Origin of the sequence: Gordonia sp. QH-12, from assembly GCF_001578675.1 — a bacterium.
In the GTDB taxonomy this organism is placed as follows: domain Bacteria; phylum Actinomycetota; class Actinomycetes; order Mycobacteriales; family Mycobacteriaceae; genus Gordonia; species Gordonia sihwensis.
Genome location: NZ_KQ969292.1, coordinates 76,613 through 101,773 on the forward strand (window position 1 = coordinate 76,613; position 25,161 = coordinate 101,773).

At 68.9% G+C, this 25,161-nt stretch carries 24 protein-coding genes; 13 read left to right on the plus strand and 11 right to left on the minus strand.

The genetic code is table 11. The features are described 5' to 3' along the window. Nucleotide 1 precedes the first annotated feature (1 nt). On the plus strand, nucleotides 2-583 hold the full coding sequence (locus tag Y710_RS11315; RefSeq protein WP_045539139.1) for a helix-turn-helix domain-containing protein: 582 nt from the start codon (nucleotides 2-4) through the stop codon (nucleotides 581-583). Here Y710_RS11315 and Y710_RS11320 read toward each other — a convergent pair. From Y710_RS11320 to Y710_RS11355, 8 genes are read right to left on the minus strand one after another with little or no spacing between them, the layout of a single operon-like run. Continuing rightward, on the minus strand, nucleotides 568-1,662 hold the full coding sequence (locus Y710_RS11320; protein ID WP_062367500.1) for an FUSC family protein: 1,095 nt from the start codon (nucleotides 1,660-1,662) through the stop codon (nucleotides 568-570). The two genes, Y710_RS11315 and Y710_RS11320, sit on opposite strands and share 16 nt — an antisense overlap. A 20-nt stretch (nucleotides 1,663-1,682) precedes the next feature. Next, the gene (locus tag Y710_RS11325) at nucleotides 1,683-2,051 is read right to left on the minus strand and encodes a metal-sulfur cluster assembly factor (RefSeq protein WP_006894867.1); all 369 of its coding nucleotides are present in this window, start codon (nucleotides 2,049-2,051) and stop codon (nucleotides 1,683-1,685) included. A 9-nt stretch (nucleotides 2,052-2,060) separates the two neighbouring features. Then, nucleotides 2,061-2,516, minus strand: coding sequence for a Fe-S cluster assembly sulfur transfer protein SufU (gene sufU / locus Y710_RS11330; protein WP_006894866.1), 456 nt, complete (start codon nucleotides 2,514-2,516; stop codon nucleotides 2,061-2,063). Beyond that, nucleotides 2,516-3,781: a cysteine desulfurase gene (locus Y710_RS11335; RefSeq protein ID WP_062367501.1), complete on the minus strand. Its 1,266-nt coding sequence runs from the start codon at nucleotides 3,779-3,781 to the stop codon at nucleotides 2,516-2,518. Before Y710_RS11335 ends, sufU begins: the two co-directional genes overlap by 1 nt. Before the next feature lie 39 nt (nucleotides 3,782-3,820). After that, a complete protein-coding gene (gene sufC, locus Y710_RS11340) occupies nucleotides 3,821-4,591 on the minus strand; it encodes a Fe-S cluster assembly ATPase SufC (protein ID WP_006894864.1) in 771 nt (256 codons plus the stop codon). A 35-nt stretch (nucleotides 4,592-4,626) separates the two neighbouring features. Then, nucleotides 4,627-5,802 (minus strand): Fe-S cluster assembly protein SufD, encoded by a 1,176-nt coding sequence (gene sufD / locus Y710_RS11345; protein ID WP_045539145.1) that lies wholly within the window; start codon nucleotides 5,800-5,802, stop codon nucleotides 4,627-4,629. Next, a complete protein-coding gene (gene sufB, locus Y710_RS11350) occupies nucleotides 5,802-7,238 on the minus strand; it encodes a Fe-S cluster assembly protein SufB (RefSeq protein WP_006894862.1) in 1,437 nt (478 codons plus the stop codon). The genes sufD and sufB overlap by 1 nt, the downstream gene beginning before the upstream one ends. Then, complete coding sequence (locus Y710_RS11355; protein ID WP_006894861.1) at nucleotides 7,235-7,987, minus strand: helix-turn-helix transcriptional regulator; 753 nt, start codon at nucleotides 7,985-7,987, stop codon at nucleotides 7,235-7,237. The genes sufB and Y710_RS11355 overlap by 4 nt, the downstream gene beginning before the upstream one ends. 125 nt (nucleotides 7,988-8,112) lie before the next feature. On the opposite strand from Y710_RS11355, the gene mptB reads away from it, so the two are divergent. The 4 genes from mptB (at nucleotide 8,113) to Y710_RS11375 (ending at nucleotide 12,663) form a co-directional block, all read left to right on the plus strand. Continuing rightward, nucleotides 8,113-9,867 carry a polyprenol phosphomannose-dependent alpha 1,6 mannosyltransferase MptB gene (mptB, locus tag Y710_RS11360; protein WP_062367502.1) on the plus strand — a complete coding sequence of 585 codons (1,755 nt, stop codon included), beginning with the start codon at nucleotides 8,113-8,115 and terminating at the stop codon, nucleotides 9,865-9,867. A gap of 98 nt (nucleotides 9,868-9,965) precedes the next feature. Then, nucleotides 9,966-10,946 carry an ABC transporter ATP-binding protein gene (locus Y710_RS11365; RefSeq protein WP_045539147.1) on the plus strand — a complete coding sequence of 327 codons (981 nt, stop codon included), beginning with the start codon at nucleotides 9,966-9,968 and terminating at the stop codon, nucleotides 10,944-10,946. Further along, a complete protein-coding gene (locus Y710_RS11370) occupies nucleotides 10,943-11,746 on the plus strand; it encodes an ABC transporter permease (protein WP_006894858.1) in 804 nt (267 codons plus the stop codon). The genes Y710_RS11365 and Y710_RS11370 overlap by 4 nt, the downstream gene beginning before the upstream one ends. After that, nucleotides 11,743-12,663 carry a COX15/CtaA family protein gene (locus tag Y710_RS11375; protein WP_006894857.1) on the plus strand — a complete coding sequence of 307 codons (921 nt, stop codon included), beginning with the start codon at nucleotides 11,743-11,745 and terminating at the stop codon, nucleotides 12,661-12,663. Before Y710_RS11370 ends, Y710_RS11375 begins: the two co-directional genes overlap by 4 nt. 87 nt (nucleotides 12,664-12,750) lie before the next feature. Here Y710_RS11375 and Y710_RS11380 read toward each other — a convergent pair whose 3' ends face one another. Continuing rightward, nucleotides 12,751-13,131 (minus strand): hypothetical protein, encoded by a 381-nt coding sequence (locus Y710_RS11380; protein ID WP_006894856.1) that lies wholly within the window; start codon nucleotides 13,129-13,131, stop codon nucleotides 12,751-12,753. 35 nt (nucleotides 13,132-13,166) lie between these two features. On the opposite strand from Y710_RS11380, the gene Y710_RS11385 reads away from it, so the two are divergent. Continuing rightward, nucleotides 13,167-14,144, plus strand: coding sequence for a quinone oxidoreductase family protein (locus Y710_RS11385; RefSeq protein WP_006894855.1), 978 nt, complete (start codon nucleotides 13,167-13,169; stop codon nucleotides 14,142-14,144). Beyond that, nucleotides 14,137-14,853 carry a hypothetical protein gene (locus Y710_RS11390; RefSeq protein ID WP_006894854.1) on the plus strand — a complete coding sequence of 239 codons (717 nt, stop codon included), beginning with the start codon at nucleotides 14,137-14,139 and terminating at the stop codon, nucleotides 14,851-14,853. The genes Y710_RS11385 and Y710_RS11390 overlap by 8 nt, the downstream gene beginning before the upstream one ends. Before the next feature lie 36 nt (nucleotides 14,854-14,889). Here Y710_RS11390 and Y710_RS11395 read toward each other — a convergent pair whose 3' ends face one another. Together Y710_RS11395 and Y710_RS11400 are read right to left on the minus strand one after the other, a co-directional pair. Beyond that, nucleotides 14,890-16,134 (minus strand): hypothetical protein, encoded by a 1,245-nt coding sequence (locus tag Y710_RS11395; protein ID WP_231875728.1) that lies wholly within the window; start codon nucleotides 16,132-16,134, stop codon nucleotides 14,890-14,892. A gap of 38 nt (nucleotides 16,135-16,172) precedes the next feature. Next, on the minus strand, nucleotides 16,173-17,129 hold the full coding sequence (locus tag Y710_RS11400) for a heme o synthase (protein WP_006894852.1): 957 nt from the start codon (nucleotides 17,127-17,129) through the stop codon (nucleotides 16,173-16,175). Nucleotides 17,130-17,490: 361 nt separating this feature from the next. Here Y710_RS11400 and tkt point away from each other — a divergent pair, with 361 nt between their 5' ends. The 6 genes from tkt (at nucleotide 17,491) to ehuB (ending at nucleotide 25,147) form a co-directional block, all read left to right on the plus strand. Continuing rightward, nucleotides 17,491-19,566: a transketolase gene (tkt, locus tag Y710_RS11405; RefSeq protein ID WP_062367503.1), complete on the plus strand. Its 2,076-nt coding sequence runs from the start codon at nucleotides 17,491-17,493 to the stop codon at nucleotides 19,564-19,566. An 83-nt stretch (nucleotides 19,567-19,649) separates the two neighbouring features. Continuing rightward, nucleotides 19,650-20,768, plus strand: a complete 1,119-nt coding sequence (gene tal / locus Y710_RS11410; protein ID WP_062367504.1) for a transaldolase — start codon at nucleotides 19,650-19,652, stop codon at nucleotides 20,766-20,768. 39 nt (nucleotides 20,769-20,807) lie between these two features. After that, complete coding sequence (gene zwf / locus Y710_RS11415; protein ID WP_006894849.1) at nucleotides 20,808-22,349, plus strand: glucose-6-phosphate dehydrogenase; 1,542 nt, start codon at nucleotides 20,808-20,810, stop codon at nucleotides 22,347-22,349. Continuing rightward, the gene (locus Y710_RS11420) at nucleotides 22,346-23,290 is read left to right on the plus strand and encodes a glucose-6-phosphate dehydrogenase assembly protein OpcA (protein ID WP_082781297.1); all 945 of its coding nucleotides are present in this window, start codon (nucleotides 22,346-22,348) and stop codon (nucleotides 23,288-23,290) included. The genes zwf and Y710_RS11420 overlap by 4 nt, the downstream gene beginning before the upstream one ends. Then, nucleotides 23,287-24,012, plus strand: a complete 726-nt coding sequence (pgl, locus tag Y710_RS11425) for a 6-phosphogluconolactonase (RefSeq protein ID WP_062367505.1) — start codon at nucleotides 23,287-23,289, stop codon at nucleotides 24,010-24,012. Before Y710_RS11420 ends, pgl begins: the two co-directional genes overlap by 4 nt. Nucleotides 24,013-24,313: 301 nt before the next feature. Beyond that, the gene (gene ehuB / locus Y710_RS11430; protein ID WP_085950733.1) at nucleotides 24,314-25,147 is read left to right on the plus strand and encodes an ectoine/hydroxyectoine ABC transporter substrate-binding protein EhuB; all 834 of its coding nucleotides are present in this window, start codon (nucleotides 24,314-24,316) and stop codon (nucleotides 25,145-25,147) included. Nucleotides 25,148-25,161 lie beyond the last annotated feature (14 nt).

Consider the following 25,161-nt stretch of genomic DNA (forward strand, 5'->3'; position numbering starts at 1 on the left):
CATGACGCAAGAACTCGATCGCCGTTCCGATCCCGACCTGGACGCCCTGGTGCGGAGCCGGATTCGGAGTCTTCGGCTCGCCCGCGGATGGACCCTCGACTCACTCGCCCGCCGATGCGACATGAGCGCGTCGACGCTCTCCCGGATCGAGACCGGCGGGCGCCGCGTAGCCCTCGACCAACTGGTGCCGATCGCCCGTGCGCTCGGGGTGTCTCTCGACCAGCTCGTCGAACCCGTCTCCGATGAAGACGTGGTCATCCGGCCGGAAGCCCACTCCTCCGGAGACGCGATCACGTGGCTCCTCTCGCGCGATCGCGCCGATGCCGGCGTCGTCGTCGCCAAGATGCGGCTCCAACCGCCGGCGGAGTGGCCCACACCTCGCGTGCATCCCGGTCATGAGTGGTTCACCGTGCTCTCCGGCAGCGTGCGGCTGGCTCTCGGTGAGCGGATCATCTACGTCCAGGCCGGCGAGGCGGCCGAGTTCTCGACGATGACGCCGCACGCCTTCGTCGCCCACGGGACCACCGCCGAGATTCTGACGATCTTCGACCGGGACGGCGAACGCGCTCACCTTCCCGAGTGACCGTCTCGCTCCGGCCGATCGAGCCCGACGGGATCGAGGAGGACGTCGAAGGCGGGCAGTCTGCTTCGTCGGTCGGGCAGGCGGATCACCAGGGCGACGAGAACGCCGACGGCCACGCCGATCAACGTGTCCACGGCGCGGAAGGTGAGCATCCGCAGCGGCGGCGACGGAGCGGTGAGCTCGGTCGTCAGCATGATGAGCGGCGTGAAGAACCCGATGGCGACCGCATAGTGGCGCGTCATGAACAACTCTGTCGGCCAGAGCAGAAGGACCGCGATCACCGCCACCGCACCGGCACCCAGATCCAGTGCCAGGAGCGCCGCCGCCAGCAGGAGTCCGGCCATCGTGCCGACTGTCCGATGCGCGGCCCGGGTGAGGACTCGGCGTACCTCCGCATCGCCCGGGCGGCCGGTGTCGATCACAGCGAGCGGAACGGCCGCGGCGGCCATCGCCCAATTCGCGTGCTCGAAGCCCATCGCCAATCCGATGGACCCGGCCGTCCCCACGGCCACGCCGTACCGGACCGCGTGCAGGCGCACCCCGGCAGGCGGACGGCGCACCACCGAGCGGACTCCGGCGAACCACCCGTGCCTGCCCCGCAACGGCGCCGGGGTACCGACCGTTCCGATCGCCACGGCGAGCAGTGCCGTGCCTGCGCAGATCGCCACGGCCGCCCCGGGAGCCACCAGCCCCGCCGGGACAGTCGCGGTGGCGCCCAGCGCGAAGATGAAGAAGAACGGGCCCGCCGGACGCAGCCGCACCGCGTCGGCGAGCAGCGAGCCCACGACCGCGAACGCCGTCTCGGCCACCACGAGTGCCCAGACGGGCGCGGAGACTGCGGAGAGACCGACGCCGATCGCACTGCCCGCCGTCAGGAGACCGGCCGCCTGCAGCTGATGCGTGATCCGGCGCCGACCGCCCTCTCCCCGGCCGTACATGCCTGCGAAGGCACCGAAGACGGCGTAGACCAACAGCTCCGGACGCCCGGCGACGAGAAGTGCGACAGTGGGAACGACCAGACCCACCAGCACGCGGAGCGCGTGCCGGTGATCGTCGCCGTTCGGGAGCACCGCGGTCACGGCGCTCGAGCGGCCTCCGGTCAGACCGTGAAGCCGAGGGCGCGCAGCTGCTCGCGTCCGTCGTCGGTGATCTTGTCGGGCCCCCACGCCGGGATCCACACCCAGTTGATGTCGACCTCGGTGCACAGACCGGAAGTCACCAGCACATTGCGCGTCTGGTCCTCGATGACGTCGGTGAGCGGGCACGCCGGCGAGGTGAGGGTCATATCGAGCTTCACCGCCGCGTCCTGGTCGATGGCGACGTCGTACACGAGCCCGAGGTCGACGACGTTGATGCCCAGCTCCGGGTCGACGACGTCGCGCATCGCCTCCTCGACGTCGTCGATCGACGGGAGCGAGGTGGCGACCGGCTCGGCCGGCGCAGTGGTTTCGGTGTTGGTCTCGGTCATTGGTCGCTCCTAGGCGGGATCGGGGACTTCGGTGGCGAGGCTCTGCGAGAGCGCGTCCTTGAACGCCATCCACCCGAGCAGAGCACACTTGACGCGCGCCGGATACTTGCTGACACCGGCGAGCGCGATGCCGTCGCCGATGACCTCCTCATCGCCGGGATCGGTCCCGCGCGAGGTCATCATGGCGTTGAACGAATCGACGGTGGCGAGCGCCTCGTCGACGGGCAGCCCGACCACCTGGTCGTAGAGCACCGAGGTCGAGGCCTGGGAGATCGAGCAGCCCTGGCCGTCGTATGAGATGTCGGCGACCGCGTCGTCGACCACCGACACCCGCAGCGTCACCTCGTCACCGCACGTCGGGTTCACGTGGTGCACCTCGGCGTCGTACGGATCCCGCAGACCACGGCCGTGCGGATGCTTGTAGTGGTCCAGGATCACCTCCTGGTACATCTGCTCCATCCGCATCAGCGACCCCCGAAGAACCGCTGGGCGACGCCGATCGCGTCGGCGAGCGCGTCCACCTCGTCGAGCGTGTTGTACACGGCGAACGATGCGCGCGCACTGGCCTGAACGCCGAAGGCCCGGTGCAGAGGCCAGGCGCAGTGGTGTCCGACGCGGATCGCGACCCCCTCGTCGTCGAGGATCTGGCCGAGGTCGTGGGCGTGGATGCCCTCGACGTCGAACGAGACCGCGCCGCCTCGCCGCTCGGCGGTGGTGGGACCGACGATGCGCAGACCGTCGATCGCCGTCAGCCGCTCCAGCGCGTGCGCGGTGAGCTCGTGCTCGTGCGCGGCGACGTTGTCCATACCGATCTTCTCGAGGTATTCCACGGCCGCGCCCAGACCGACGACCTGAGAGGTCATCGGGACGCCCGCCTCGAAACGCTGCGGCGGCGCGGCATACGTGGACACCTCCATGGTGACCGTCTCGATCATCGAACCGCCGGTGAGGAAGGGCGGCAGCTGAGCCAGCAGCGAAGCGCGGCCGTACAGCACGCCGACACCCGACGGACCCAGCATCTTGTGCCCGGAGAAGGCCGCGAAGTCGACCCCGAGAGCCGCGAAGTCGACGGGCATGTGAGGCACCGACTGGCAGGCGTCGAGCACCGCCAGCGCATCCACCTCGTGAGCGCGGCGCACCAGTTCGGCGACGTCGGCGACGGCGCCGGTGACATTCGACTGATGAGTGAACGCGACCACCTTCACCGACTCGTCGAGTAGCAGCGAGTCCATGTCGATGCGGCCCTCGGCCGTCACTCCGTACCAGCGCAGGGTGGCTCCGGTGCGGCGGCACAGCTCCTGCCACGGCACCAGATTCGCGTGGTGCTCCAGTTCGGTCACCACGATCGTGTCACCGGGGCCGAGGGCCCTGCCGCCGAAGACCGGCGCCGAACGGTCATCGCCCAGGGTGTACGCCACCAGGTTGAGCGCCTCGGTGGCGTTCTTGGTGAAGACCACCTCGTCGACGGCGACGCCGACGAAGCCGGCGATCGCCGCGCGCGCGTGCTCGTACGCGTCGGTCGCCTCTTCGGCCAGCTGGTGCGCACCGCGATGAACCGCGGCGTTGTGGTTCAGCAGGAAGTCTCGCTCGGCGTCGAGCACCTGCAGCGGCCGCTGCGACGTGGCCCCGGAGTCGAGGTACACGAGCGGCCTGTCGTCGCGGACGGTGCGGGACAGGATCGGGAAGTCCGCCCGCAGTGCCGTAACGTCGAGTGCGGCTGCGGTGGTCATGTCACTCCCCCTTCGTCGCGTTGATCGAGATGGCGGCCGTCACTTCGCGGCGGCCGCGGTGAACCGCACGTAGCCGTTCTCTTCGAGCTCGTCGGCCAACTCGGGTCCGGCGGACTCCACCACGCGGCCGTCGACGAAGACGTGGACGTAATCGGGCTTGATGTACCGCAGAATCCGCGTGTAGTGCGTGATGAGCAGGATCCCGCCGTTCTCGCGTTCCTTGTAGGCGTTCACGCCCTCGGAGACGATGCGCAGCGCGTCCACGTCCAGACCCGAGTCGGTCTCGTCGAGAATCGCGATCTTCGGCTTGAGCAGCCCGAGCTGCAGGATCTCGTGACGCTTCTTCTCACCGCCGGAGAAGCCCTCGTTGACGCTGCGCTCGCCGAACGCGGGGTCGATCTCGAGTTCGGCCATCGCCTGCTTGGTCTCCTTGACCCAGTGCCGCAGCTTCGGGGCCTCGCCGCGCACGGCGGTTGCCGCGCTGCGCAGGAAGTTCGACATCGAGACGCCGGGCACCTCCACCGGATACTGCATCGCCAGGAACAGTCCGGCGCGGGCACGCTCGTCGACGCTCATCTCCAGGACGTTCTCCCCGTCCAGGGTGATCGATCCCGAGGTGACCTCGTACTTGGGGTGACCGGCGATGGCGTACGAGAGGGTCGACTTGCCGGACCCGTTGGGGCCCATGATCGCGTGGGTCTCGCCCGAGCGCACCGTGAGGTTCACACCCTTGAGGATGTGGATCGGCTCGGCGTCGGCGTCGGACTGCGCGACGTCGACGTGCAGGTCGCGGATTTCCAGGGTCGTCATCTGTGGTGATTCCTTGTCGAAGTATGTGTGGATGGTCAGGCGCCGGCCGACTCGAGTTCGGCCTCGATCGCGGATTCGAGCCGCTCGCGCAGTTCCGGGACGGCGATCTTGGCGAGGACCTCGCCGAAGAAGCCCCGGACCACGAGGCGCCGCGCCTGATCTTCGGGGATGCCGCGCGCCTGGAGGTAGAACAACTGCTCGTCGTCGAACCGGCCGGTGGCGCTGGCGTGACCGGCGCCGACGATCTCACCGGTCTCGATCTCCAGGTTGGGGACCGAGTCGGCACGGGCGTTGTCGGTGAGCACCAGGTTCCGGTTGAGTTCGTAGGTGTCGGTGCCCTCGGCGGCCGGCCGGATCAGCACGTCGCCGATCCAGACGGTGTGGGCCTCCTTGCGCTTGTCGCCCGACGGGTCGCCCTGGAGAGCGCCCTTGTAGGTGACGTGCGAGCGGCAGTTGGGCTGCGAGTGGTCCACCAGGAGACGCTGCTCCAGGTGCTGCCCGCCGTCGGCGAAGTACAGTCCCCACAGCTCGACGTCGCCGCCGGGCGCGGTGTACTGCACGTGCGGCGAGAGCCGCACGGTGTGTCCACCGAGGCTGACCGCGAAGTGCTTGACGACCGCGTCACGTCCCAGCGACAGGTGGTGGGTGGCGACGTGGGTCGCGTCGTCCTCCCACTCGTGGACGTTCACGACGGTCAGATGCGCGCTGTCGGCGGCGAGGATCTCGACGTTCTCGCCGATCACGCCGCTGCCGCGCTGATCGAGAACCACGACCGCCTTCGAGAAGGCCTCGGCGCGGATCTGGATGTGCGAGTAGGCGACCTCGTCGGCTCCCGGACCGTCGACGGTGACGAACACCGGATCGGCGATCTGCGCCTCGCGGCCGATCGTGAGCACGGTGGCCTTCTCGAAGGACGAGTAAGCCTGGGCGGAGACCCTGTCGAAGGGCACCCCGGCCTCACCGAGACGGGGATCCTCGCGGCCGACGGTCTCGGCGGTGACGCCCTCGGCGTCGCCGCTGACCTGCACCGAGGTGGTGCCGGTGGCGAGCGCCGTGCCGTCGTGCAGACCGTGCAGCCGGCGGAACGGCGTGAAGCGCCACGCCTCTTCGCGCTGCGACGGCACCTCGAAGGCGTCGACGTCGTAGGAGGTGAAGAGTTCACCCTTGTTGACCACCACGGGCGAGGCGGTGGTCTGGGAAGCGTCCGCCATCAGCCGACCGATCCTTCCATCTGCAGTTCGATGAGCCGGTTGAGCTCGAGTGCGTATTCCATCGGGAGTTCCTTGGCGATCGGCTCCACGAATCCGCGGACCACCATCGCCATGGCCTCCTGCTCGGTCAGTCCGCGGCTCATCAGGTAGAAGAGCTGATCGTCGCTGACCTTCGAGACGGTGGCCTCGTGTCCCATCGTCACGTCGTCCTCGCGGATGTCGACGTACGGGTAGGTGTCGCTGCGGCTGATCTGATCGACGAGCAGGGCGTCGCACTGCACGGTGGACCGGCTGCCGTGGGCGCCGGGGTTGATCTTGATCAGGCCGCGGTACGACGACCGTCCGCCGCCGCGAGCGACGGACTTGCTGACGATGTTGCTCGAGGTGTTGGGCGCCAGGTGGACCATCTTGGATCCGGTGTCCTGGTGCTGGCCCTCGCCGGCGAACGCCACCGACAGGACCTCGCCCTTGGCGTGCTCACCGGTCAGCCACACGGCCGGGTACTTCATGGTGACCTTGGAACCGATGTTGCCGTCGATCCACTCCATGGTCGCGCCCTCTTCGGCCTTCGCACGCTTGGTGACCAGGTTGTAGACGTTGTTCGACCAGTTCTGGATGGTCGTGTAGCGGCAGCGGCCGCCCTTCTTCACGACGATCTCGACCACGGCCGAATGAAGCGAGTCGGACTTGTAGATCGGGGCCGTGCAGCCCTCGACGTAATGGACGTAGGCGTCCTCGTCGACGATGATCAACGTCCGCTCGAACTGCCCCATGTTCTCGGTGTTGATGCGGAAGTAGGCCTGCAGCGGGATGTCCACGTGGACACCCGGCGGAACGTAGATGAACGAGCCGCCCGACCACACCGCGGTGTTCAGCGCGGAGAACTTGTTGTCGCCTGCGGGGATGACGCTGCCGAAGTACTCCTGGAAGATCTCGGGGTGCTCACGCAGGCCGGTGTCCGTGTCGAGGAAGATCACGCCCTTCTCCTCCAGGTCCTCGCGGATCTGGTGGTACACGACCTCCGACTCGTACTGCGCGGCGACGCCGGCGACCAGACGCTGCTTCTCGGCCTCCGGGATGCCGAGGCGGTCGTAAGTGTTCTTGATGTCCTCGGGCAGGTCCTCCCACGACTCGGCCTGCTTCTCGGTCGAGCGCACGAAGTACTTGATGTTGTCGAAGTCGATGCCGTCGAGGTCGCCGCCCCAGCTGGGCATCGGCTTGCGGTCGAAGATGCGGAGCGCCTTGAGCCGTTGGTCGAGCATCCACTCGGGCTCGTTCTTCTTGTCCGAGATGTCGCGGACGACGGCCTCGGACAGACCGCGCTTGGCGGACGCACCTGCCTCATCGCTGTCGGACCAGCCGTAACCGTAGCGATCGAAGGAAGCAATGGTCTCTTCCTGCGTCAACTGGGTGGCGGCGGGATCGGTGACCGTCATCGGAGAACCTTTCCATCGGGGGTGTCGGAGGCTGCGGGCTGAGCGGCCTCCGGAGTCGTGAGATGCACGGGAACGTGCGTGGTGCACACGCAGTCGCCGTTGGCGATGGTCGCCAACCGCTGCACGTGCGTACCGAGGAGCTCGGTGAACATGGCCGTCTCGGCCTCACACAGCTCCGGGAACTCGGACGCCACATGGGCGACCGGGCAGTGGTGCTGGCAGATCTGGACGCCCGCGCCGACTTCGCGCGTGTCGGCCGAGTAGCCGCCCGCGGTGAGAGCGTCGGCGATCTGCTGAACCGTCGCGATCACCGAACCGGACTCGCGCGCCGGCTCGACGCCGGAGACGAGATCCGAGATCCGCTCATGAGCGAACTCGTCGACCGCCTGCTGACCGGCGACGTCGCGCAGCTTCCGCAGCACGGCACCGGCCAGATCGTCGTAGGCGTGCCGGAGCTTGCCCCGGCCGGCCGGCGTGAGCTGGAACCACTTGGCCGGGCGGCCCCGCGTACCCTTGCCGGGACCAGCCCTGGAGAAGCCGGACGGCGCCACCTCGATGTCCCCGTCGGCCGACAGGATCTCGAGATGACGGCGGACGCCCGCGGGCGAGATCCCCAACCGCTCGGCGATGTCGCCGGCGGTCATCGGCCCCTCGTCCACCAGCAGCGACACGACGGCGGCGCGGGTCTGGCCGTCGTGGCCGCCCGCCTCCGCATGCTGCTCGCGCAGCTGCCGCTCGTCACCGCTCATGCTTTTCACAACAATATTGTTACCTAAATACTTCCACCGGGCTAGCAAGGGTCGCCTAAATCTCCGGCCCGACGGGGCGGCGGACCCCACCCGTTAGAGTCTTCGATGTGCCAGAACTCCCCCTCATGCGCCGGACGCTCGACTACGTGGGCCTCGGCAAGCCGGCGGTCGAGCACGACGCCGACCGCATCGGCGACTTCGGCACCACTGTCGCGCGGATGCACGACGACGAACGCGAGGTGGGCCCGCTCAACCGCCTGGAGACGCTGCGGATGCGTCGGATCAGGCTGTTCGGCACCACCGGATCGATTCTGATCCTGATCGGTTCGCTCGGCACCGGCATGCTTCCGGTGCTGCAGAATCCGATCGTCGGCACCCGAGTCCTGTCGCTGCCCTCCCGGATGTACTCCACCGCTCTGACCATCTCCATCGGCGGCGCGATCATGCTGGTCGTCGCGTGGGTGATGCTCGGCAGATACGCCGTCGGGCGCTACCGGGTGGAGGTCGCCGAGGGCCGCAGCCCGGCACGCCGCATGACGCGCGGCCAGACCGACCGCACCCTGCTCATGTGGGTGGCGCCGCTGATCATCGCGCCGCCGCTGCTCAGCAAGGACGTCTACTCCTATCTGGCACAGAGCGCGATCGCGTACAAGGGCATGGACCCGTACACCTACAGTCCGATGCGCGGTCTGGGCGTCGACCACGCGCTCACCCTGTCGGTGCCGAACCTGTGGAAGGACACGCCGGCACCGTACGGGCCGCTGTTTCTGTGGATCGGCGAGCAGATCACCGCCATCACCGGCGAGAACATCACCGTCGCCGTGCTGCTGCACCGGCTGGTGGCGATCGCGGGTGTCCTGATGATCGTCTGGGCGCTGCCCCGGCTGGCACGGCGGTGCGGCGTCTCGGCCGTGGCAGCGCTGTGGCTCGGCGCGCTCAACCCGCTGCTCATCCTCCACCTCGTCGGCGGCATCCACAACGAGTCCCTGATGATCGGCATGATGCTCGTCGGCCTCGAATGGTCGTTCCGCGCCGTCTACGGCACGCAGCGTCTCCGCAGACCCGACCGTCCGCTGCCGTCACGGGCGGGATGGATCCTGCTCGCCGGTGTCGCCGTCATCGCGGCGTCGGCGATGATCAAGGTGACGTCGATGCTCGCCCTCGGCTTCGTCGGCGTGGCGCTGGCCCGGCGCTGGGGTGCCACGCTTCCGGCTCTGCGCCACGCGCCGGTGAGTCAATGGTGGCGACGGTCGCGGCGTTCGCTCGCCGCCCTGGCGGCGAGCGCGGGAGTGATGGGCGTGGTCGCCGGCGCGGTGGTCGTGGTGACCTGCCTTGGAACCGGCCTGGGCTTCGGATGGACCCACACTCTCAGCACCGGCGGCATCGTCCGCTCGTGGATGTCGATGCCGACCCTGCTCTCGGTGGTCGCCGGCCGCGTCGGACTGTGGCTCGGCCTCGGCGAGCAGACCCAGGCGATCCTGGACATCGCCCGGCCCATCGGGCAGCTCGTGGCGGCGGTCCTCGTGGTCCGCTGGCTGCTGGCATGCCTCGCGGGCCGCATCCATCCGATCGGCGGCCTCGGAATCGCGATGGCGAGCGTGGTGATCTTCTTCCCCTTCGTGCAGGCGTGGTACCTGCTGTGGGCCGTGATCCCGCTGGCCGCATGGGCCACCACCCGCTGGTTCCGCGTCGGCACCGTCGTCATCTCCGGAATCATCGCGATCGTCGTGATGCCGACGAGTTCGGACACCAGCCCCCTCGTGGTGGCCCAGGGCCTGGCCACCGGTGTGATCATGGTCGCAATCACGGCGATGGTCTTCTTCATCGACAGCCCGATCCGCATGTGGGTCAGGCAGCGTCACGACCGGAATCGCCAGTAAGGACCGTGTGCGGCCGGATCAGTCGGCGCGATGCGCACCGTTCGGCCGGCACCGCCCCACAGCCCGGTGACCTGCGTCGCTCGCCTAGGCTGTTGGGCGTGCATGAAGCTCTTTCGCCCGGTACCGGGCCGGATCACCGACCGGCTTCGGGCGACGCGGCGCTCCTGGTCCGGGGTCTGGTGAAGAAGTTCGGGGACAAGACCGCCGTCGACGGGCTCGATCTGAGGCTGCCACGCGGCGAACTGCTCGCGCTGCTCGGCCCGAACGGCGCCGGTAAGACCACCACCGTCGAGATCTGCGAGGGATTCACCCGGCCGGACGCGGGCGAGGTCCGAGTGCTCGGCCTCGATCCCATCGCCGACAACGACGCGCTGCGAACCCGGATCGGCGTGATGCTGCAGGGCGGCGGAGCGTATCCGGGGGCGAAGGCCAAGGAGATGCTTCGCCTCTGCGCCGCGTACAGCGCCGATCCCCTCGATCCCGAGTGGTTGATGGACGCCCTCGGCCTCACGGAGGTCGCGAACACGGGATTCCGCCGCCTCTCCGGCGGCCAGCAGCAGCGACTCTCGCTGGCGTGCGCGCTGGTCGGCCGGCCGGAACTGGTCTTCCTCGACGAGCCCACCGCCGGCCTCGACGCACACGCGCGAATCATGGTGTGGGAGTTGATCTCCCGACTCCGCGCCGACGGGGTGTCGATTCTGCTGACCACGCATCTGCTCGATGAGGCCGAGGAACTCGCCGACCAGATCGTCATCATCGACCGCGGGCGCGCCGTCGCCGCGGGCACACCGTCCGACCTCGTCCGGCGCGATGCCGAGCGCCGGCTGCGGCTCAGCGTCTCGGGGGTCGACGCGACCGAACTCCGGAACGGGCTCCAGGATGCACTCCCCGCCGGCTACCGCTGCACGCTCTCGCCGACCGGTGAGCATGTGGTGACCGGCGACATCACGCCCGCCGTGGTCTCGGCGATCGCACAGTTCTGCGCCGACCGCGGAATCCTGATCGACTCGCTCAACGTGGCCAGCAACAGCCTGCAGGACGTCTTCCTCAGCCTCACCGGACGGGAGGTGCGCGCATGAGCACCGAGGTACCCGCGACCAATCGCTTTCCGAGCGGAACGTTCACTCCGCGTCCGCGGCCCGCTCCGCTCACCCGGATGCTGGCGGCTCAGACTCGCATGGAGCTGGTTCTGCTGCTCCGCAACGGCGAACAGCTGCTGCTGACGATGTTCATCCCGATCACCATGCTGATCGGTCTGAGCCTGCTCCCCCTCGACACCGAGGCCGGCGACACGCCCGCCGCGCGCGCCGCCACTTTCGTGCCCGCGATCCTGGCGGTCGCGATCATGTCGACCGCCTTCACCGGGCAGGCGATCGCGGTCGGCTTCGACCGCCGCTACGGTGCGCTCAAGCGACTGGGCGCCACCCCGATACCGCGGTGGGGCATCATCGCCGGCAAGTCACTCGCGGTACTCATCGTGGTGGTCCTGCAGTCGATCATCATCGGTGGCATCGGCATGGCCTTCGGCTGGCGGCCGAGCATCGCGGGTCTGCTGCTCGGCGCGGTGGCGATCGCGGTCGGCACGGTCGCGTTCGCCAGCCTGGGACTGCTCCTCGGCGGCACGCTCAAAGCGGAGGTGGTACTCGCCCTCGGCAACCTGATCTGGTTCGTCCTGCTCGGTCTGGCCGGGCTCGTCGTCTTCGATCAGCATGTGCCCGACGCGGCGCGGACTGTCGCCCGCCTCTCCCCCTCCGGTGCTCTCACCGAGGCGCTCACCCGGGCCCTCGACTCGTCGTTCGACGTCTTCGGCTTCTGTGTCCTGATCGTGTGGGCCGCGATCGGCGGCGCGCTGGCAGTTAGGTGGTTCCGCTTCCAATGATCGACTCCTGGTTCGGCTTCAAGAGGCCGACCGCGACATACCTCTATTACTGGGCGATCGCCAACCTCGCCGCCAACGTGCTGCTGGTGGTGACCGGCGGCGCGGTGCGGGTCACCGACTCGGGCCTCGGCTGTCCCACGTGGCCCCAGTGCACCTCGGGCTCGGTGACACCGCACGCCGCGATGGGCATCCACGGGCTGATCGAGTTCGGCAACCGGATGCTCACCTGGGTGCTCGTGGTCATCGCGATCGCCACCTGGGTGGCCGCGATGCGGCGCGTCCCGGTCGACCGACTGTCGCGGCGGCTGGCCACCGGGGTCGCGATGGGTGTTCCGCTGCAGGCGATCATCGGCGGCATCACGGTGCTGACCAACCTGAACCCGTGGATCGTGGCCTTCCACTTCCTCGCGACGATGGTGATCATCTCGCTGGCCACCTGGATGGTGGTGCACACCGGGTCGGCCGCCCGTGGACCGGACGCCGGCGAGCCGGGGGCGACCGATGCCGAATCCGCGGTTCTCCGACGGTTCGGAGTCCTGCTCGCCTGGGCTCTGTACGCACTGACGTGGGTCACCATCTATCTCGGCACGGTGGTCACCGGTTCCGGACCGCACGCGGGCGACATCAAGGCGCACCGCAACGGTCTGGAGCCGACGCAGGCCACTCAGCTCCACGTGGACGCCGTCTGGACACTCGTGGGACTGACGGCCGCGCTCATCCTCCTGGCGGTGGCTGCGGTGCCGTCGCTGCGCCGCGCCGCACTGATCTTCGGCGGCGTGATCGTGGTACAGGGGATCATCGGCTACGTGCAGTACGCGGCCGGTCTTCCCGAGGTGCTCGTCATCCTCCACATGTTCGGCAGCGCTCTGCTCATGATCGGCGCGACGCAGCTCGTGCTCGCGACGACGCGCCGCTGATCCGCCGGATCTGACACGAGAACCCGGCGACCGCGTACGGTCGCCGGGTTCTGCGCTGTGCGCACGTGTCGCAGTGCGCGTACGTCGTCAGTCGAGGATCTTGCGGTTGCGCGCCTTGGGAAACCGCGACTGGTGGGCCACCCAACCGGCCATCTGGCGCCAGTGCGACGGCTTCACCTCGGTGACCGAGGTCAGATCCCGGTCCCACTCCGCGCGCTCGAGTCCGTCGACCGCTTCGATGACCGCGTCCGCGGTCCGCACGCTGTCGACCACCTGATCGCCCAGAATCCCGCCGGCCTCACCCACCAGGGTGATCCGCACTCCCGCGGCACCCGCAGGCTGGACCACGGCCTTGGCCGAACCGCCCTCGGCGGCGACGAACTTTCCGATCGCGGAGACTACGGCGCTCGGCGCGGCCGCGACGGATTCGGAAGCAGTGGCTGTGGACGCAGCGGTGTCATCGCTCATGACTGCCGAGTATAGCGGCGTGCGAAAATGGACCCATGCGTGCGATCCAAGTGTCCGCTCACGGCGGTCCGGAAGTCCTTCGACTCGTCGATCTCCCCGATCCCGAACCGGCGCCCGGCGAGGTGGTGGTCGCCGTCTCCGCGGCCGGGGTGAACTTCATCGACACGTACCTGCGCACCGGAATGTACCCGTCGCCCACCCCGTTCGTGCCGGGCAGCGAAGGCGCGGGCCGGATCGTCGCCGTCGGCGACGGCGTCGAGCACCGTGCCGTCGGCGACCGGGTGGCCTGGTGCGACGCCTCGGCCGGCTACGCCGAGTACGTCCGTATCCGCGCCGATCGGGCACTTCCGGTACCCGACGGCGTCTCCCTCGCCGCCGCGGGATCGTCGATGCTGCGCGGCAACACCGTCCACTATCTGCTCGACGGCAGCGCACATCCCGAGGCGGGCGACACCGTGCTGTTGCATGCCGGGGCCGGCGGCATCGGGCTGCTGCTGACCCAGTGGGCGAGCGCGCGGGGCATCCGGGTGATCACCACGGTCTCCTCCGACGAGAAGGAACAGCTCTCGCGCGCGGCCGGTGCCGCCGAGGTCCTGCGCTACGGCGACGACGTGGCCGCACGGGTCCGCGATCTCACCGACGGGCGCGGGGCGCGGGTGGTGTACGACGGCGTCGGAGCGGCGACCTTCGAGCAATCCCTGGCCGCGACCGCCGTCCGCGGCACCATCGTGCTCTTCGGCGCCGCCAGCGGACCGGTGCCCCCGTTCGACCTGCAACGACTCAATCCGGCCGGATCACTGTCGGTGACCCGGCCCACGCTGACCCACTTCATCGCCGACCCCGCCGAGTTCGCGTGGCGTTCCGGTCAGTTCTTCGACGCCGTCGCTAGCGGTGAGCTGACCGTGACCGTCGGACAGTCGTTCCCGCTGGAGCAGGCCGCCGAGGCCCACCGCGCACTCGAATCCCGAAGCACGGTCGGGTCGACGATGCTCGCTGTCGCCGACGATGACTGAGCCGGCAGCGAAGAGCGCCGGCGGGCCGGCCGCCGGTCTGCGCTGGGCCGTGGTCGCCGTCGCCGCGATCGCTCTGCTGGCGGCGTCTCGGCCCTTCGGTCCGGTGGCACTGATGGTGGCCCTCGCCGTCGCACTGGCCGTGGGTCTGCTGGCGGTCTCGGTGCCGATGCCGTCCCGGATCGCCGCCACCGCGCGTCCGGCTGCACCCTCGCCGGTCTCGGTGGAGGAGCGCTGGCGGCGCAGCGCGGCCCACCACGACGAGGTTCTCAGCGCGTACGGTTCCTTCGAACTCGATCCGGCCATGCTCCTGCGGTATCCGGGGCTCTGGGACCTGTCGGCGCCCGCGATCATCGCATTCCACGACAGTCTGGCCACGGCCGGTGAGCTCCGCACCGACCGCTTCCCCGGGGACGCCGCCGGTGAGCGCTACATCGCCGCCGTGACCGACCTGCGCAGCACCTGGGCCGCGGCCGACCGCTTCGCGCGGAGTACCGGGACCGACGACCTCGACCCCGCCGACGCCCGCGACTGCCGACGCGCGCTGAAGCTGCTCGCCCACGCGGACGGGGCCCGGAGCCAGGAACGCGCGGCCTATCTGCAGCAGGTGCTGACCACCGTCGATCGTCTCACCGAACGGGGTGTGGTTCCCCAGACCGAGCGCGTCCGGGCCGGGCTGACCGCGCAGCTCCGGCGCGCGATCGAGGCGTGAGCCCGTGCGGGCCGGCCTCTGCGGCGGCGTCCCTCGCTAGCGGCGTCCCTCGCGCAGAAACTTCCCGTTCGGCGAGTAGACGCCCGTCGCCCCGACCGCGTCGGGACCGACCTGCATCTGCACCGTGACCGGCAGCCGATCCGCCGCCGGATCGTCGTCGCCGGGCGCGACGCCGATCTTGAGTCCGACGGCATCGCGGTCGTAGGCCGCCACCCGATGTCTGCGCACCAGGTCGTCGCGGATCCGCACCATCGTCGCTCCGGTCAGTCCGGTCAGCGAGAAACCATCGGGGTCGGACGCCGAGTCGGTCTCGGACAGTTCCGGGAACCGACCGGGCTGCACCCAGATCCGGTAGATGCCGCCGCCGTCCAGTTCCAGCTCGACACCGGGGTGCGCCACGCCGATCCACGGCGCGGCCTCATCGACGGCCTTGTACGCGATCGAACGGAGCACGGCCCCATCGGGATCGATGCCCTCGTCCTTCAGCACGCGCTCGGCCACCGAGAGGAACTCAGTCAGGGACGCGGCGCCGACGGTGTCGGCGACCCGCCCGTGCAGATCCGTCTCGATGCTCTCCCCGCCGGACTGGCCGAATCGGGCCACCACCTTGTCGTCGACCGAGCGCGGGCCGATCTCGATGCCGCCGCTGGAGGTCGGCTCCGGATAGCCGATCTTCTGGCGCGCGGCGCTCACCCGGGCGGCCGCGGCGTTCAGGTCCAAGTGGGCGACATCGGCGCGGGTGAACACGGTGCGCTCGCCGGTGCGCGCCGGATCCGAGTCGCTCCACGATGTTCCCGATCGATACGAGGCGATCTCCCGCCCGGTCCGCGGATCGAGCACGCGCACCGTCTCCCGATCGTCGTCGATGCTGATCTGCCTGATCGAGGACGAGCCGCCGGGAACGAGGCGGTCAGCGCGGTCCAGAGCGCGCGCCAGCGCTGCCGAGGGATCGCCGCCGCCCTCGAGCACCGCGTCACCGTCGGCGGCATGCGAATCGCTCGCCGTCTCGGGATCGGCCAGCACCGCCACGGTGGGCAGACCGACGAGCAGAACCGTCGCCACGACCACCGCGGCACCGCGCAGGGCGGACTTCTGGCCGTATCGACGGAGCGAGCCGATCAGCCCGATGGCGACACCGGCGCCGGCGACCGCGAACAGAACCGAGGTGACGGGAAGATCGACGACGACCGCGACCACCAGGCACAGTGTCGCGACGACCGCCGCGAGCGCTGTCCTCGTGACGGCCGGGCCCGGCTGCTTCACGCCGCGTGCAGTCCTCACTCTTTCACCTGCGGGCGCCTTGAGACTGCGAGTGTCGGTCAGAAGTAGCCGGCGACGGTCGGCAGATTGATGACCGCGTCGACAGCGAGGCCGCAGAACAGCAGCGCCAGGTACTCGTTGGACGTCAGGAAGATCTTGAGCGGCTTCACCTCGACGCCCTTGCGGGTCTCGACGTAGAGCTTGGTGACCATGTAGATGAACCACACGCCGGAGGCGACCGCGACGACGAGGTAGATCCACGACGCGGCCGGGATGAGCACGAAGGACGTGATGACGGTCAGCCAGGTGTACACCACCATGTGCGTGGTGACGCGCTCGTCACTGGCGATGACCGGGAACATCGGCACGCCCGCGGCGCGGTAGTCCTCGCGATAGCGCATGGCGAGCGCCCAGGTGTGCGGAGGGGTCCAGAAGAACACCACCAGGAACAGCACGAAGGGCTGCCAGCTGAGCGAATGCGTCACCGCCGCCCATCCGACGAGTGCGGGCATGCAGCCGGCGGCGCCGCCCCAGATCACGTTCTGCCACGTGCGGCGCTTGAGCACCAGCGTGTAGACGAAGACGTAGAAGCCGATGGTGATCAAAACCAGGATCGACGGCAGGAACGACCGCTCCCCCGCGTCGTTCGCGGTACCGAAGTAGAGCACGACGAACGACACGACCGCCAGGACGATGCCGAAGATCAGCGCATTGCGCACCGGCACCGCGTGACGGGCCAGCGGCCGGCGCTGCGTCCGCTTCATCTTCTGATCGATGTCGGCGTCGGCCACCATGTTCAGGCTGTTGGCGCTCGCGGCACCGAGCCACCCGCCGACCACGGTGATCAGGATCAGGCCGATGTCGACCGTTCCGCGCTCCGCCTGGAGCATCACCGGAATGGTCGAGACCAGAAGCAACTCGATGACACGCGGCTTGGTCAGCGCGATGTACGCCAGGACCATGCCCCACGCACGCGCACCGAGGCCGGCGTTCCCGGCCGGGTTCTCGGTAGACATCGAGGTCGAGGAGGCGTCGGTGTCCGCGCTTTCCCCAATACTCACAGATGCTCCTCACATAAGACCCGGCGTCATCGCGCCGCGCGATCCGTCCACGACGGATCCGGGCGACGGTCTGTACGCGACACTGGGCACACCGACGGGCTACTACAACCGATGGTAGACCCGGAGGTCTCTCATAACAGAATCCGCACTGCCCAGATCACACTCGCACCCAATCCTTGCGACCGCGCCCGCCGAAGGTGGTCCATCACACCGGAAAGTCCCCAGCCAGTCGCGCGCGAGCGTGCGGCGGACCGCTAGGCTGGAAATCACCATTGCGTCCGAGCACCCACGACAAGGCACAGGAGACTCCACCACCGTGGCGATTACCGACGAGATCCGCGAGCTCACCCAGCAGGTTCACCCCGCCGACTGGAGCGACCTGGACACCAAGGCCGTGGACACGGCTCGCATTCTGGCCGCGGACGCGGTACAGAAGTGCGGCAGCGGCCACCCCGGCACGGCGATGAGTCTGGCACCGCTGGCGTACACCCTGTATCAGCGCGTGATGCGCCACGATCCGTCCGATCCGGCCTGGGTGGGACGCGACCGGTTCGTCCTCTCGTGCGGCCACTCGAGCCTCACCCAGTACATCCAGCTGTATCTCGGTGGTTTCGGCCTCGAACTGGGCGATCTGGAGGCGCTGCGCACCTGGGGCTCGCTGACGCCCGGCCACCCCGAGTTCCGCCACACCAAGGGTGTGGAGATCACCACCGGCCCGCTCGGACAGGGACTCGCGTCGGCGGTCGGCATGGCCATGGCGGCCCGGCGCGAGCGCGGCCTGTTCGATCCCGACGCACCGGCGGGCCAGAGCCCGTTCGATCATCACGTGTACGTGATCGCCTCGGACGGCGACATCGAAGAGGGCGTCACCTCCGAGGCCAGTTCCCTCGCGGGTACGCAGGAACTCGGGAACCTCGTCGTCTTCTACGACCAGAACCACATCTCGATCGAGGACGACACCAGCATCGCGCTCTCGGAGGACACCGCCAAGCGTTACGAGGCGTACGGCTGGCACGTCCAGATCGTCGAGGGCGGCGAGAACATCGTCGCGATCGAAGAGGCGATCGAGAACGCGAAGGCCGTCACCGACAAGCCGTCGATCATCTGCCTGCGCACCATCATCGCCTGGCCGGCCCCCAACAAGATGAACACCGGCGCCTCGCACGGCTCGGCCCTGGGCGCGGACGAGGTCGCCGCGACCAAGGAGATCCTCGGATTCGACCCGGCCAAGAGCTTCGACGTCGACCCGGCCGTGCTCGGGCACACCCGGTCGCTGCAGGCTCGGGCCGCCGCCGAGCGAGCCGCGTGGCAGGAGGGCTTCGACGTCTGGGCCGCCGAGAACCCCCAGCGCAAGGAGCTGTTCGACCGGCTGGCCGCGCATGCGCTGCCCGAGGGCTGGACCGACGTGCTGCCGTCCTGGGAGATCGGCGACAAGGATGTGGCGACCCGCTCGGCCTCGGGCAAGGTCCTCTCGGCGCTCGCGCCCGTCCTGCCCGAGCTGTGGGGCGGATCGGCCGACCTCGCCGGCTCCAACAACACCACGATGGACGGTGCCGTCTCGTTCGGTCCCGAAACCATCAGCACCGGGACCTGGAAGGCCGATCCGTACGGCCGGACCCTGCACTTCGGCATCCGCGAGCACGCGATGGGATCGATCCTGTCAGGCATCGTCCTGCACGGCCCGACGCGCGCGTACGGCGGAACCTTCCTGCAGTTCTCCGACTACATGCGGCCCGCGGTGCGTCTGGCCGCGCTGATGGAGATCGACCCGATCTACGTGTGGACCCACGACTCGATCGGCCTCGGCGAGGACGGTCCCACCCACCAGCCGGTGGAACATCTCGCCGCGCTGCGCGCGATTCCCCACCTGGACGTGGTCCGTCCCGCCGACGCCAATGAGACCGCTCACGCGTGGCGGCATCTGCTGACTCGCCGTCACCGGCCGGTCGGGCTGGCCCTGACCCGCCAGAACGTGCCGGTCCTGGAAGGCACCAGCTTCGAAGGAGTCGCCCGCGGCGGCTACGTCCTGTCCGACGCCGACGGGACCTTCGAGGTGGTGCTGATCGGCACCGGCTCGGAGGTGTCGCTGGCGGTGCAGGCGGCGCAGACGCTCGCCGCCGAGGGCATCGGCGCACGCGTGGTCTCGATGCCGTCGCTGGAGTGGTTCGCCGAGCAGGACGACGATTACCGCGAGTCGGTGCTGCCGACCGGCATTCCGCGCGTCGCCGTGGAAGCCGGCATCGCCATGCCGTGGCATGCGATCGTCGCGGGCGGCGAGATCGTCTCGCTGGAGCACTTCGGCGCTTCGGCTCCGTACCAGAAGCTGTACGACGAGTTCGGCATCACCGCCGACGCCGTCGCGGCCGCCGCCCGCCGCGTGCTCAACCGCTGACCTCCTGCGGTCGAGCGAGCGCAGCGAGTCGAAACCACCGCAACACGACATCCGACCCGATCCGGAGAACAGGAGTCATCCCCATGTCTCAGAACAAGAACCTCGCCGCCCTCTCGGAGGCCGGCGTGTCCGTCTGGCTCGACGACCTGTCCCGCGACCTGATCGCCTCGGGCGCTCTTCAGGATGAGATCGACACTCACTCGATCGTCGGCGTCACCACCAATCCCGCGATCTTCCAGAACTCGATCTCCAAATCCGAGAGCTACGCGGCTCAGGTCAAGGATCTCGCGTCGGTGGGCGCCGACGTCGATGCGGCCGTCACCGCCATCACCACCGACGACGTCCGTGCGGCGTGTGACGTCCTGCAGCAGGTCTTCGTCGACACCGACGGCCACGACGGCCGCGTCTCCATCGAGGTGGATCCGCGACTGGCGAACAAGACCGACGAGACCGTGGCGCAGGCGATCGAGCTGTGGAAGATCGTCGACCGCCCGAATCTGTTCATCAAGATCCCGGCCACCGAGGCCGGGCTGCCGGCGATCACCCGGGTGATCGCCGAGGGCATCAGCGTCAACGTGACCCTGATCTTCTCGGTGGACCGCTACCGCGCAGTGATGGACGCGTACCTCGACGGGCTCGACGCCGCACTCCGCAACGGCCACGACGCCGCCAAGATCGAGTCGGTCGCCTCGTTCTTCGTCTCCCGCGTCGACTCCGAGATCGACAAGCGCCTCGACGCCATCGGAACGCCCGAAGCGCTCGAGCTGCGAGGCAAGGCCGGTCTCGCGAACGCCCGCCTTGCCTACGCCGCCTACCGCGAAGTGTTCGAGACCGGGATCCGCTTCCCCGATCTCCAAGCGCACGGGGCGCTGCCCCAGCGCCCGCTGTGGGCGTCCACCGGGACCAAGAACGCCCAGTACCCGGACACCCTGTACGTGAGCGAACTGGTGGCGCCGAACACGGTCAACACGGTTCCGGTGAAGACTCTGAACGCCTTCGCCGACCACGGGTGGGTCGACACCGACTCGATCCTCGGCCGGGCCGAGGCGTCCCAGGAGGTGTTCGACTCACTCACTCGCGTGGGAGTCGATCTGCCCGACGTCTTCGTAGTATTGGAGGCCGAGGGGGTCAGCAAGTTCGAGGACGCCTGGAACGACCTCCTCGAGGCCACCCGGACGCAGCTCGACGCCGCGCAGCGCTAGCCGACACGACGCCCGGACGATACGAGAGGCCAGAGCGATATGGGACGTGCGGTCGACAAGCCGTGGAAGAACCCGCTTCGCGATCCGCATGACACGCGGCTGCCGAGGATCGCCGGGCCGTCCGCCCTGGTGATCTTCGGCGTCACCGGCGACCTCGCGCGCCGCAAGCTCATGCCGGCGATCTACGATCTCGCCAATCGGGGTCTGCTTCCGCCGAGCTTCGCGCTCGTCGGCTTCGCGAGGCGCGACTGGGAGCACGAAGACTTCGCCGACGTGGTTCGGGAGGCGGTGGAGGCGGGCAGCCGCACCGGCTTCCGACAGGAGGTGTGGGATCGGCTCGCCGAGGGCATCCGTTTCGTCGCGGGCACCTTCGAGGACGACGACGCCTTCGCCGCTCTGCAGCAGACGCTCGCCGATCTGGACCGGGAACGCGGGACCGACGGCAACCACGCCTACTATCTGTCGATCCCGCCGAAGGCGTTCCCTGTGGTCCTGAGCCAACTGCGGCGCACGGGGATGGCCGACCAGGACGGCGACAGCTGGCGGAGAGTCGTCATCGAGAAGCCCTTCGGCCACGACCTCGACAGCGCCCGGGAACTGAACGCCCTCGTGGGCAGCGTCTTCCCCGAGGAGTCGGTGTTCCGCATCGACCACTACCTCGGCAAGGAGACCGTTCAGAACATCCTGGCCCTGCGATTCGCCAACCAGCTGTTCGACCCGCTGTGGAGCTCGCACTACGTGGACCACGTGCAGATCACGATGGCCGAGGACATCGGACTCGGCGGCCGGGCCGGCTACTACGACGGCATCGGCGCGGCACGCGATGTGATCCAGAACCACCTCCTGCAACTGTTGGCGCTGGTCGCCATGGAGGAGCCGGTGTCGTTCTCGCCGCAGCATCTGCAATCGGAGAAGATCAAGGTCCTCTCGGCGACGCGCAACATCACCCCGATCGACGAGAACTCGGCGCGGGGACAGTACGGTCCGGGATGGCAGGGCTCCGAACCCGTGGTCGGGCTGAAGGACGAGGAGGGTTTCTCCCCCGACTCCACCACCGAGACCTTCGCCGCGATCGCGTTGGAGGTCGACACGCGGCGCTGGGCCGGCGTGCCCTTCTACCTCCGCACCGGCAAGCGGCTGGGAAGGCGGGTCACCGAGATCGCGATCGTCTTCAAGAGAGCGCCGCACCTGCCCTTCGACGACACGATGACCGCCGAACTCGGCCAGAACGCCCTGGTGATCCGAGTGCAGCCCGACGAAGGCGTCACCCTGCGATTCGGGTCCAAGGTGCCGGGCACGAGCATGGAGGTCCGCGACGTCAACATGGACTTCTCGTACGGCGGCGCGTTCACCGTGTCGTCGCCGGAGGCCTACGAACGGCTCCTGCTCGACGTGCTGCTCGGCGAACCGTCCCTGTTCCCGGTGGCGCAAGAGGTGGAGCTCAGCTGGCAGATCCTCGACCCCGTACTCGAGGACTGGGCCCGGTCCGGTACACCCGACGAATACGAGTCGGGCACCTGGGGGCCGGCCTCGGCCGACGAGATGATGAACCGCACCGGACGAGCCTGGAGGCGCCCGTGATCGTCGATCTCCCCGACACCTCGACCCTCGAGACCAGCAAGAAGCTCGTCCAGATGCGGCGCACCGGGGGCGCTGTGACGCTCGGTCGCGTCCTGACGCTCGTCATCGACCTCGACGCCGACGACGATGCGGAGGACGCCGTCGAGGCGTCGAACCGCGCCAGCCGCGAGCATCCGTGCCGCGTCATCATGGTGGTGCGCCACGACCGCTCGGGACCGACGCGGCTGGATGCGCAGATCCGCGTCGGCGGCGACGCCGGAGCGTCGGAGGTGGTGGTGCTCCACCTACACGGTTCGCTCGCCGATCATCCGCACGCCACCGTGACCCCCTTCCTGCTTCCCGACACCCCCGTCGTGACCTGGTGGCCGAGCCGGGCTCCCGCGCGGCCCGCCGACGACAAGCTGGGACGGCTCGCCTCGCGGCGGATCACCGACGGCCGCCTCACCGACGACCCCGGCGCATTTCTGGGCGCTCGCCGGATCGGCTACTCACCGGGCGACACCGATCTCGCGTGGTCGGCCATCACCCAGTGGCGGGCGATGCTCGTGTCCGCACTGGACCGTCCCCCGCACAACGAGATCCTCCGTGCCCGAGTGGTGGGACCGCACGATGTCACGGGACTCGATCTGTTCGCCGGGTGGCTCGCCGCCGAACTCGGCGTCCCGGTGGCGCGCGCCGTCGGCGACATGTCGGTGACCCTGGTCCACACCGGGGGAGAACTGTCGATGAGTCAGGGACCGGACGGAAGCATCATCCGCAGCTCCGGCCACCCGGACGGACGGTCGGCCTTCGCTCGCCGGACCACCGCCGAATGCCTGGCCGAGGAACTCCGCAGCCTGGACGCCGACGAGGTGTACGAGCTGGCGCTGCAGGGACTGTCCGGCGTCACCCATGAGGACCGGGCGACAGCGGGTGGCACGACGGCGGAGCCGGCCCGATGAGCGCCCCGGTGGAGCACCTGGTCTTCGATTCGTCGGCCGAACTCGTGGCGACGGCCGCCGCACGGTTCATCGCGACGGTGACCGCGGCGCAGGACGCCCGCGGGGTCGCGACGGTCGCGCTCACCGGCGGCAGCAACGGAATCGCACTGCTGCGCGAGCTCGCCCGCCACCCCCGCGCCCTCGACTGGTCCCGCATCGAACTGTACTGGGGTGACGAACGTTTCGTCCCCGCCGAGGATCCGGAGCGGAACTCGCTGCAGGCGCGTGAGGCACTGCTCGACCACGTGCCGGTCGAGGGCGCGCGGGTCCACGCGGCGGCGCCCTCCGACGGCGAGTTCGGCGACGACATCGACGCCGCGGCCGCCGACTACGCTCGCCGCCTGGGTTCCGGGACCGTCTTCGACATCCATCTGCTCGGCATGGGCGGTGAGGGGCACGTCAACTCCCTGTTCCCGCATAGCGCGGCGACCGCGGAGGACTCGCGTCCGGTCGTCGCGGTCACCGACTCCCCCAAGGCGCCGCCTCGCCGCATCACACTGACCTTCCCGGTCATCAACGCCTCCCGCGAGGTCTGGTTCCTCGTCTCGGGCGCCGAGAAGGCGGAGGCGGTCGCCGCGGCGGCGTCCGGCGCCGCGCGCGAGGACTGGCCGTGCGCCGGCGCTCACGGGGTCGAGAACACGGTGTGGTTCCTCGATCGCGCCGCGGCCTCGCAACTGTCCTGACCTCCGGTCCGCACTCCCGCGCCCGCCGACGATGATGCGATGGGCTTCTCAAAGCGCTCATCAGAAGTGATCCACCTTGCTACGGTCGATTCACCCGATAGTCAAGAGTGCGATCATACGAAACCAAGGGCCGCCGTACGTCACTCGCCGTTGAGAGCTCCTCCGCCATCGGCTCCGTCCGGACCGGGCCCGGCGGGAGAACACAGTGGCAAAGAAGATCAAGCAGACACACACGACCAAGCGACGGATCGCCGGCGACCGACGACATGTGTTCCGCACGGCGGCGGCCGTGGCGGCCACGATGATCGTGACCGCGACAGCGCTGACCGCGTGCACCAAGACCGACACCGGCAGCGAGACCACACTCGACGATCTGCGGAAGGCCGGAACCGTCACCGTGGCCTACGCCAATGAAGCGCCGTATTCGTTCGACGCCGACGGGCAGCTCACCGGCGGCACCATCGCACTCCACCGCGAAGTGTTCCGGCGGCTCGGCGTCAACGAACTCAAGGGCGTGAAGACCGACTGGGGCGGCCTCATCCCCGGACTCAACGCCAAACGATACGACCTGGTCAGCGCCGGAATGTCGATCACGCCGGAGCGGTGCGGCCAAGCCGCGTTCAGCGTTCCCGAGATCAACTACACCACCGCGCTGATGGTGCAGCCGGGCAATCCGAAGCACCTCACGGACATGGATTCGATCAAACGCTCCGGCGCGAAGATGGCGGCCATGACCGGTGCCATCGAGGCCGACTACGCCTCCGAACTGGACATCCCCGATCCGATGCTCGTCAAGGACCAGCAGTCCGGGATCGATGCCGTGAACTCCGGCCGGGTGGACGCCTTCGCTCTGACGGCGGTATCCCTGAACTACGCCAAGACGCACACGCCCGGCCTCAACGTCGAAGTCACGCAGCCGTTCATCGCGGTCATCGACGGCAAACCCCAGAACCCGGCGGGTGCGACGGTGTTCCGGAAGGAGGACACCTCCCTGCGCGACGCGTACAACGCCGAGGTGAAGAAGATCCTCGCCGACCGCACCGAGTACATGAAGATCCTCGGCCCGTTCGGCTTCACCGAGGAGAACATCCCCGATCCGTCACTCACCACCGACCGGTTGTGCCGCGGCGAGTGACCGGGTTCCGATCG